This window comes from Vibrio sp. OPT46, from assembly GCF_015163535.1.
GTDB lineage: Bacteria > Pseudomonadota > Gammaproteobacteria > Enterobacterales > Vibrionaceae > Vibrio > Vibrio alginolyticus.
In genome coordinates this window covers 145,840-155,477 of sequence record NZ_JADDYG010000842.1, presented here as the reverse complement: position 1 = coordinate 155,477, position 9,638 = coordinate 145,840, and the positions used below count along the sequence as shown (strand labels likewise).

7 protein-coding genes are annotated in these 9,638 nt (G+C 44.7%); 2 read left to right on the top strand and 5 right to left on the bottom strand.

Features of this window, described 5'->3' with window-relative positions; genetic code table 11:
* The 5 genes from IQR33_RS30055 to IQR33_RS30035 form a co-directional block, all read right to left on the bottom strand.
* Window positions 1-1,770: AMP-dependent synthetase/ligase (locus tag IQR33_RS30055; protein WP_193844281.1), on the bottom strand; the 1,770-nt coding region annotated here is incomplete at its 3' end.
* Between the two features lie 293 nt (window positions 1,771-2,063).
* Window positions 2,064-3,023: a LysR family transcriptional regulator CalR gene (calR, locus tag IQR33_RS30050; RefSeq protein ID WP_005379693.1), complete on the bottom strand. Its 960-nt coding sequence runs from the start codon at window positions 3,021-3,023 to the stop codon at window positions 2,064-2,066.
* Between the two features lie 553 nt (window positions 3,024-3,576).
* A complete protein-coding gene (locus IQR33_RS30045) occupies window positions 3,577-4,623 on the bottom strand; it encodes an MJ1255/VC2487 family glycosyltransferase (RefSeq protein WP_054576647.1) in 1,047 nt (348 codons plus the stop codon).
* A gap of 3 nt (window positions 4,624-4,626) precedes the next feature.
* Window positions 4,627-5,175, bottom strand: a complete 549-nt coding sequence (locus IQR33_RS30040; RefSeq protein ID WP_005379690.1) for a phosphatase PAP2 family protein — start codon at window positions 5,173-5,175, stop codon at window positions 4,627-4,629.
* A 152-nt stretch (window positions 5,176-5,327) separates the two neighbouring features.
* Entirely contained in the window at window positions 5,328-6,125 is a 798-nt protein-coding gene (locus IQR33_RS30035) for an SH3 domain-containing protein (protein WP_138938987.1), read from the bottom strand.
* Between the two features lie 517 nt (window positions 6,126-6,642).
* Here IQR33_RS30035 and leuA point away from each other — a divergent pair.
* Together leuA and leuB are read left to right on the top strand one after the other, a co-directional pair.
* Entirely contained in the window at window positions 6,643-8,190 is a 1,548-nt protein-coding gene (leuA, locus tag IQR33_RS30030; RefSeq protein WP_005379685.1) for a 2-isopropylmalate synthase, read from the top strand.
* An 82-nt stretch (window positions 8,191-8,272) separates the two neighbouring features.
* Window positions 8,273-9,364, top strand: a complete 1,092-nt coding sequence (leuB, locus tag IQR33_RS30025) for a 3-isopropylmalate dehydrogenase (protein WP_171344399.1) — start codon at window positions 8,273-8,275, stop codon at window positions 9,362-9,364.
* Window positions 9,365-9,638 lie beyond the last annotated feature (274 nt).

The following is a 9,638-nucleotide window of genomic DNA, read 5'->3' as shown; positions in this document are numbered from 1 at the left end:
TTCATCTTGGTATTTGTCATTGATGACTTTACGACGAAGTTTTTGAGTTGGCGTTAACTCACCATCATCCATAGAGAAAGCTCTTGGTAACAGTTTAAACTTCTTCACTTGTTCAAACTTTGCCAACTCTTTTTGAAGATCGTTCACCCGCTTCTCAATCATTTCGACCACCTGGTGGTGCTTAATCAACTCAACGCGATCGTGATATTTGATATTCAGCTCTTTCGCGTACTCTTCTAGCGAGTCATAACAAGGCACGATAAGCGCAGAAACAAACTTACGAGTATCCGCAATGACTGCGATTTGCTCGATGAAGTGGTCTTTACCAATCGCACCTTCAATCATTTGTGGAGCGATGTATTTACCACCTGAAGTTTTCATCAACTCTTTGATACGATCGGTGATGAACAAGTTGCCATTTTCATCAATGTAACCAGCGTCGCCCGTTTTTAGGAAACCGTGCTCATCAAAGGTCTTTTCCGTCTCTTCTGGCATTTTGTAATAGCCACGCATCACCATTGGACCACGAACCAGAATCTCGTTGTTTTCGCCAATCTTAACCTGTGCGCCAGGCATCGACATACCAATAGAGTCGGGGTTAAAACATTTATCATCCCAACACGATACTGTCGCCGTGGTTTCAGTCATGCCGTAGCCCAACTTAACGTTGATACCAATCGCATGGAAGAATCGACCGATGGTTTCATCCAGCTTTGCACCACCACAAGGCATAAAGTTGATTTGCCCGCCAAGTAGCGCACGCAGTTTGCTCAGAACCAACTTATCCGCCAAAGCGTATGACTTACGCAGCAAGAGCGATGGCTGACGTTTTTCTTGATGACAAGCGGCCATTTTTGCGCCCATGTTGACTGCCCAAGTAAACATGATCTTACGATGAATCGGCGCGCGAGACACTTTCTCATGAATCGCAGAGAAGATCTTCTCATAGAAACGCGGTACGGCACACATCACGGTAGGTCGCACCTGGCTCAGTGCATCACGTACTTGCATGGTGTCTTGCAAATAGCAGTTGGTCGCCCCTTTGTACAATACATAAAAGGTCCAAGCGCGCTCAAATACGTGTGACAACGGAAGGAAACATAATGACACGTCACTTTGAGAAAGGCTCAAGCGCTGATCGTGCCCTTCCAATTGCGCCGCAATGTTTGCGTAGTCCAACATAACGCCTTTTGGCTGGCCTGTTGTACCCGAGGTGTAGATCAGCGTGAGTAGATCATCTTCTTTTGCCTGATCTAAACGCGCGTCCAATTCAACTTGATATGTAGCGTCGCCTTTGGCAACAAATGCTTGCCAAGAGATAACGAAATCATGATCGCCAAGTTCTATATCATCAGACATCGCAACAATGAGCTCTAACTGTTCGCACTGGTCGAAAATGCTCACTGCTGCATCAAATTGAGGCTGTTCACCAACAAACAGAACTTTGACGTCTGCATTGTTAATGATGTACGCCGACTGGGCGGCAGTATTGGTTGGGTAAATAGGTACTGTCACGCTGCGTAATTGCAGTGCTGCGATATCAGCGATCGTCCATTGCGGCATGTTGTTCGAGAAAATGCCGATCTTATCTTGGACTCCTAATCCCTGAGCCAAAAGTGCAAGTGATAAAGCATCAACTTGCTGACCAAATTGCGTCCACGTAATACCTTGCCACTCCTCACCCACTTTATGCTTGAGTGCAACGCGTGTACCACCGTTCGCAATTTGTTCACGAATACGTTTAACGATATGAAAATCTAACTTGGCCATTCTTTTACTTACCTTTTGGCTTACAGGCGTAAGCTAATTGAGCGAACAAGTGTACTCACGGCTTGCTAAAACGCAACTGACCAGTATCAAACTTATCACTAATAAGAGACAACTATCACTTATACGTCGCGAACGTACCTCAAATTGCTGAATGATTACTCTATTTAACTTACTGTTTCGATTGTTGATTACGAAAACAAAAAGCCCCGAGAGACAAAAATCGCTCGGGGACCAATGAATTGTAAAAATTGATGATTACCAATATGGTCTAATCGAGAAGACCAAACGTCATCTTATTTTGCGGCAACGACTTCACCACAAGTGATCATCAGTTGATCGCGTAGCCAAATGTGGCCTTTATCTTTTTCACTTGATTCATGCCAGCTTAAGAAGCCGCTGATTTCTTTGTTCGCAAATGGGAAATCAAGAATTTGCAGTTGATCGCTGTTTACCGCATTTTCCGCCATCCAACGTGGTGCAATAGTCACAAGCTCAGATTGACCCACCACGTATAGTAGGTTGCTTAAACTAGAACCTTCATACGCCGCTTGGCAATCCAGTTCACGGTACGCTTGCTCTGAGAAACTACGTTGGCCATGCACTTTCGATAACTTCGCATGCTTTTCGTTAAGCAGTTGCTCAGCCGTCACACCACCTTGAATGCGTGGGTGTGTTTTTGATGCGATAACCACTAATTCATCTTTGAAGATTTCAGTACTTGAGAAACCTTGCTCATCAAAACGAGCGTAGTCGATCACGAAATCAATTTCTTGGTAGCGCATACGCTCAGACAACAAACGGTCAAATTCTGCATCTAGGTGAAGCTGAACGTTTGGTGCTTGTTGATTCACTTTTGCCATGATCTTCGGAGCAAAACGCATGTCGCAAGGGCTGCAAATCGCAAGCTTGAATAAGCGAGTCGAAGATTCTGGTTGGAATACAGAGCTAGGAAGTTCATTACGAATCAGCTGTAGTGCTTGGCGAATAGGGCCAAACAGTTGACGTGCTCGTTGCGTAGGCTGAATACCACGGCCTTGGCGCATGAATAGCTCGTCGTTAAACATCACTTTTAAGCGTGCCACGGCGTTACTTACCGCCGGCTGAGACATGCCTAGGTTATGTGCTGCACGAGTAATATTTTGCTCTTGCATTACAGCATCAAATACAGTCAGTAGGTTTAAATCTACACCACGCAAAGTGCTTTCCATACGGTAGCTAGCAATTGCGCTCATCGCGTCTTTCTTCTCTAACATTGAGTGCGCCTCTTTTGTAATCGTCAACTTTGTTCATTAAATTCATAACGAATAGAATCCCATCTCGCACAAAAGACGGCGGCTGGATTCGAATCATTTTACGAATAGATAACCTAACTTTTTATTATATTTATCGTCCGGATACTTCCGGCTCGAACTGTACTATCAACTAATCGATTGCGGTTTCGCAACTAGATTGATATTTAATCAGTAAATTTTAGCCAATTAGGTATTTATTTGTTAAATAACAAAGACTTGATAAAAACATAAAAAACTATAAAACACGTAAAAATGCATTCTTTGAGGACGTATTTAGCAAATTGATAGGACAGGCGGTCAACACAAGCATGCATTTAGCTCAGTTATTAGTTGGAATAAGAACAACAGATGACAGCTATATCTCTGATTGAATTTTGCACTTATCAGTCAAATTATCAGCAAATACACACTGAATAGAAATGAGAGAGGAAGAATAAAAATGCAGCCTTCCAAACAGAAAGGCTGCAACAAAATCGTGTCAAAAATGGAAGGAACAATGTACTGAACAACGTACTTAAATGTTCGACACGTAACTTGGAAAATCAACCTGCTCCCACAGCTGTCTGGATAACTCTGCTTTTGAATCCCATGCACCTTGCAATACCCAATGAACAATAGCCTGAGCAACATCTGGGTATTTCACACTTTCGGCTTGTTGCTCCTTTAGCCACTGGCGTACTGCGGAAATGTCTAAGCTCTCCATCGACATCGCAAGCCCTAAATCTTCTAAGGTCGCAACATTGCTCTGCTGCTCGAATTGACCCGCGAGTGGCTTTAGTAACAATTTTTTCCCCAAAGACAAGGCTTCTGAAGGAAGCTCAAACCCACCATTAGCAATGACACCACTACAGCGATGCAAATGATGCTGGAAGTTGCTGTGGCATAAAGGGCGCAGTTCTATGTTTTCTACCTGCTCACATTCGATCACATCCGGGTGATAACAGATAAACGCTTGTTGATTAAAGTGGAACAATAAGTCCGAGATATCTTCTATCGATTCGAACGGCAGATACACCAACACGAAGTCGTCGTTTTCTGCTTGGCTATCGACGGTATGCACTATTGGTGGTAACAAAGGTTGATCAAAATGATGCCAATGCAAACCAAGGTGATGTTGAGAAGGCGCAAAGTATTCAATGACGGATTTATCTAACCAACTTGCTCCCTTTAGTGGCACCGGATAACGGAAAGCATTTTGGTGGCTAATACCAATAGAAGGCTTATTTTGTTGTCTCGCTGCCCACGCAGTCACAGGTTCGAAATCATTAATGATAAGATCGTAGGACGACAGATCGAGTTGCTTAACTTCTTTGAAAAACTGCACCAAATTGTTATTCAATGCTGTTTTCGCGTAGTTTACAGAGCCTTTTTCGGTAATAAAGGTGAAGCCTCGGCGAGTCTGGTAATCGCCAAATGCTTCCATTGAAAAGTATTTTTCCGGCGCTCGCCCAGAAAACAAAAAGTTGACCTCAACATTGTGCTCTTTAAACGCATGACTCATCGCCCTTGCGCGTGCAATATGTCCGTTTCCTGTCCCTTGAACACCGTACAAGATTTTCATCAATTAGCCTCCTAACATCGCAATCGCTAATCCACCACAAAGACTGCCAAGCAGTGCACCAATGATGACATCGGTAAAAAAGTGCACACCCAATAAGATTCGCGCGGTTCCGATTAAACTTGCCCAAAAGAATGCAGCAACGCCTAGGCTCGGATAGAAATGGTCAATCAGCGTCGCCATGACAAACGCAGCGGCAGTGTGTCCTGAAGGAAGACTGTAGCGATCGGAGGGAGTAATAAAAGCAGGAAGGAGTGCACTAAGCTCTTCAGGGCGACGACGCTTAAAACTATTTTTCAGCGTCCAATAAATTGGTAGCTCGATAGCAAAAGCAAGTAAACCCGCCAGTAAAAACCAGACTCCTTGCTCCTTATCTAAATACCAAGCTAATAAACCCAACACCAAGTAAAGATGCCCGTCACCACTGTGGGAGACTCCTTTGCTGATATTGGCGACTTGTTGATTAAAACGGTGCTTAAGACAAACACTAGAGAGCGCTAAATCAAACTTAGCAATGGTTGCAATTGGCTGTGTAATTGTCTCTATGGTTCGCATGTGACCTTTCCTTACTTTGACAACGCCTTTGTGTGAAAAGTAGGAGGTTTAGGTGACAACAGCATGACGGGAATTTGGACAATTAATGACAAAGGCCAAATTAAGGTGTGCCCAACAATTTATCTATTGGGCATAACCATAAAAATAGAACATTAAGAAGGGTTTGCTGGTTGCGGTTGAGGGGTGTCTATATACCAGACTTTTCTCTTCTTGCGGCAGGCGCGCAAAGAGCCCGTCGTCATGTCGCCATCTTTTGTAAGCTCATAGCTCAGTGAGCGGCAAGTATAGTTTCCCGACAGTTCATGCTCTATACTCGTTTGCTCCGTTTTACTCGAGTTAGGCTCTAGTAAAGGGTTAGGCTGAGTAGATAAAATGTCACGATTTATCACATTGCTGCGCGCATAATCCTTATGGACATAACCTTTTATCACTCCTTTCTGTTCAACGAGAAACCAAGGTTGATCAACCACTTTTGCTAGCACATTAAAGACTTCCCCTTTCGATAATACGCCAAGCTTTGCCCCTTCAAGACTCGGTTTAGAGCGTAGGTTTAATGTGGTCTTAGAGCGGTAAGAAACATCCATAAACTCTACTGGGTTTGAAGTATCGACACCTTCAGTGGTTGGTCGGAAAACTTCCGCTTGCTGTTTCTCACTAGGTTGAACGCGGATCTTCCACCAAGAATACGTTTCCGGATCTTTACCTTTAAACTTATTTCGGCTGTCAGACTCAAGGGCAACAAGCATCTGATTCAAGAACGATTCGCGTCCCTCATAACTCAAAAATCGATCCATTTGATCATTGATAACCATGACGCTCTGCGAGTGATCATTCATAACAACGGGGGAAGCCACTTCCACATAGGTCTGCGATTGAAACAGCTGACAACCCGACAAGCTGACCAGAGTAAATACTATGGCTGAACGTCCAAATTGTTTTGTTAACCTCATTCTTTCCCTAACCCTTATTTCTTTTACCTAGTGCAACTGCACTACTATAAATGGTCATTCAAAACTTTTGCCAAACAATTCGGACCTTTGTGTGACAAGTCGCAATCCCGATGCTTGTTTTGGTAATGAAACGTCGCAAACTTGATGAGAACTTACTTCTTCTAGCACGTTTCTATCGCATCATGTCGTTTCACTTAGTGCATCATTTTTTTCAAGCAAACGAAAAGACTCATCCGATATGAATAAAAAATCGACTTTAGGGTTGACGCGCTTCATGGAGTGCGGTACTAATTTGTTAACTTAATTATGTGGAAAGCTTAACAACTATGTCAGCTCATTTTTCTATCCTGCTTAGCCTCCTCCTGATCGTGACCAGTTCGCGCGGGTAGGCTGTGGAAGAAAAATAACCACACCAATTTCTAAGAACCCGCATGAGAATGCGGGTTTTTTTATATCTAAATACTGGAAGTAAACGATTCACTTGCGCGAAAGTGCAGAAATCAGGAAGGAAGCAAACATGAACGATCAGGTCATTATATTCGACACCACATTGCGTGATGGCGAGCAAGCGTTGTCAGCAAGCTTGACGGTTAAAGAAAAACTGCAGATTGCCTATGCGCTGGAAAGACTCGGCGTTGATGTTATCGAAGCTGGCTTCCCAATCTCTTCACCAGGTGATTTCGAGTCTGTACAAACCATCGCAAAAAACATAAAAAACAGTCGAGTTTGTGCCCTTTCGCGTGCCGTTGCGAAAGACATTGATGCTGCCGCTGAAGCCTTAAAAGTGGCCGACCAATTCCGTATCCACACATTTTTAGCCACTTCCACCATTCACGTAGAAGACAAACTACGCCGCAGCTACGACGATGTACTAGAAATGGCAGTCAACGCCGTTAAACATGCACGTAACTACACTGATGATGTCGAGTTTTCTTGTGAAGATGCTGGTCGTACTCCTATAGACAACCTATGTCGCATGGTAGAAGCCGCCATCAATGCAGGTGCGAGTACAATCAACATTCCAGATACCGTTGGCTACACCGTACCAAGTGAGTTTGGTGGGATTATTGAAACCCTATTTAACCGCGTTCCGAACATTGATAAAGCGATCATCTCCGTTCACTGTCACGACGATTTGGGGATGTCAGTTGCCAACTCTATTGCCGCCGTTCAAGCTGGCGCACGTCAGATAGAAGGCACGATCAATGGCATTGGAGAGCGAGCGGGTAACTGTTCACTTGAAGAGATCGCAATGATCATCAAGACGCGTCAAGAGTTTTTGGGCGTTCACACTGGCATTAAGCATGATGAAATTCACCGCACCAGTAAGTTGGTGAGCCAGCTATGCAATATGCCTATTCAAAGCAACAAAGCAATTGTGGGTGCAAATGCGTTTAGCCACTCTTCAGGCATCCACCAAGATGGCATGTTGAAGAATAAGAATACCTACGAAATCATGACCCCTGAGTCTATTGGCCTAAAAAACCAAGCTCTGAACCTAACCAGCCGCAGCGGTCGCGCTGCCGTGAAGAGCCATATGGACACCATGGGTTACAACGAAGACGAGTACAACCTAGACGCACTGTATGCGGATTTCTTGAAACTTGCTGACCGCAAAGGCCAAGTGTTCGATTACGACCTAGAAGCCCTAATGCACTTCTCGAACTTGCGTGAAGAAGATGACTTCTACAAATTGAGCTACCTAAGCGTGCAGTCTGGCAGCGTAATGGCTACCACCAGCATCAAAATGCAATGCGGTGATGAAGAAATGTGTGAAGCAGCGGTCGGTAATGGCCCAGTTGATGCGCTTTACCAATGTATCTACCGCGTGACAGGCTACGACATCGTTCTGGATAAATTCGACCTAACCGCGAAAGGTGAAGGTGAAGATGGTTTGGGTCAAGCAGACATCATTGCCAACTACAAAGGTCGCAAATACCACGGTACGGGTGTTTCCACCGACATCGTTGAGGCTTCCGGCCAAGCATTATTGCACGTTATTAACAGCATTCATCGTGCAGATAAAATCGAAGAAATGAAGCAGAAAAAGATTGCGACTGTGTAATAACAACCGGGCTACACGGCTCAGGAAAGAACACGCTCGTTGAAATAATTAAGCTCAAAATTAGAAAACTTAAAGGATTAACATGACAGACAAATCGTACAAAATTGCCGTCCTACCCGGTGACGGCATTGGCCCGGAAGTAATGGCGCAGGCACATAAAGTATTGGATGCAATCGAAAAGAAACATGGTATTGCGTTTGAGCGTGACGAGCATGATGTCGGTGGTATCGCGATCGACAATCACGGTTGCCCACTTCCAGAGAGCACAATAAAAGCATGTGAAGAGTCTGATGCAGTCCTATTCGGCTCGGTTGGCGGCCCTAAGTGGGAGCACTTACCACCAAACGACCAACCTGAACGTGGTGCCCTACTTCCACTACGCAAACACTTCCAACTGTTCTGTAACTTACGTCCAGCGCAAATTCACTCAGGTCTTGAAGATTTCTCACCGCTACGTGCAGACATCTCGGGTCGCGGCTTTGACATCGTGGTAGTCCGTGAACTGACGGGTGGTATCTACTTCGGCCAACCGAAAGGTCGTGAAGGTGAAGGCGCAACAGAAAAAGCATTTGATACTGAGGTGTACCACCGCTTTGAGATCGAACGTATTGCAAAAATCGCTTTTGACTCTGCTCGTCTACGTCGCAAGAAAGTGTGCTCTATCGACAAAGCGAACGTTCTACAAAGCTCTATCTTATGGCGTGAAGTAGTCGAAGAAATCGCAAAAGACTACCCAGATGTCGAGTTGTCACACATGTACATTGATAACGCGACTATGCAGCTTATCAAAGACCCTGCTCAGTTCGACGTAATGCTGTGTTCAAACATCTTCGGCGACATCATTTCTGATGAATGTGCGATGATCACAGGCTCTATGGGTATGTTGCCATCAGCAAGTCTAAACGAAAGCAAATTCGGTCTGTACGAGCCAGCAGGTGGCAGTGCACCAGATATCGCAGGTAAGAACATCGCTAACCCTGTGGCACAAATCCTGTCTGCGGCACTGATGCTACGTTATAGCCTAGGTGAGGAAACGGCGGCACAAGACATCGAAACGGCAGTTTCAAAAGCGCTATCAGCGGGGGAACTAACGGGTGACCTTGCTGGTGACAACCCAGCACTTTCGACGTCTGAGATGGGCGATAAGATCGCTGAGTACGTTTTAAACTCTTAATACAAAACAGATTCATAATAAATACTAAATCCTCGGTCAACCAATGGCTTTCCTCTAAGTCATTGGTGCAATAGCAAGGCAGCAAGCCCATTTATATTAAGGCGTTTAGTTCGCTAAATAAGCTAAATAACTGGATAAACGGGTGTCGCTAACGCAGTTATTGCGGCAACGGCGATGAGGAAAGGAAGCAAACAATGGGCAAAACATTATACGAAAAAGTCTACGACGCACACGTTGCCGTCGCAGCAGAAGGGGAAAACCCAATCTTGTACAT

Bases quoted from the DNA above. Each gene is read 5' to 3' on its own strand.
- IQR33_RS30045 (WP_054576647.1), bottom strand. From the start codon at position 4,623: ATGAAAATCTTGTACGGTGTTCAAGGGACAGGAAACGGACATATTGCA.
- calR (WP_005379693.1), bottom strand. From the start codon at position 3,023: ATGTTAGAGAAGAAAGACGCGATGAGCGCAATTGCTAGCTACCGTATG.
- leuA (WP_005379685.1), top strand. From the start codon at position 6,643: ATGAACGATCAGGTCATTATATTCGACACCACATTGCGTGATGGCGAG.
- leuB (WP_171344399.1), top strand. From the start codon at position 8,273: ATGACAGACAAATCGTACAAAATTGCCGTCCTACCCGGTGACGGCATT.
- IQR33_RS30035 (WP_138938987.1), bottom strand. From the start codon at position 6,125: ATGAGGTTAACAAAACAATTTGGACGTTCAGCCATAGTATTTACTCTG.
- IQR33_RS30040 (WP_005379690.1), bottom strand. From the start codon at position 5,175: ATGCGAACCATAGAGACAATTACACAGCCAATTGCAACCATTGCTAAG.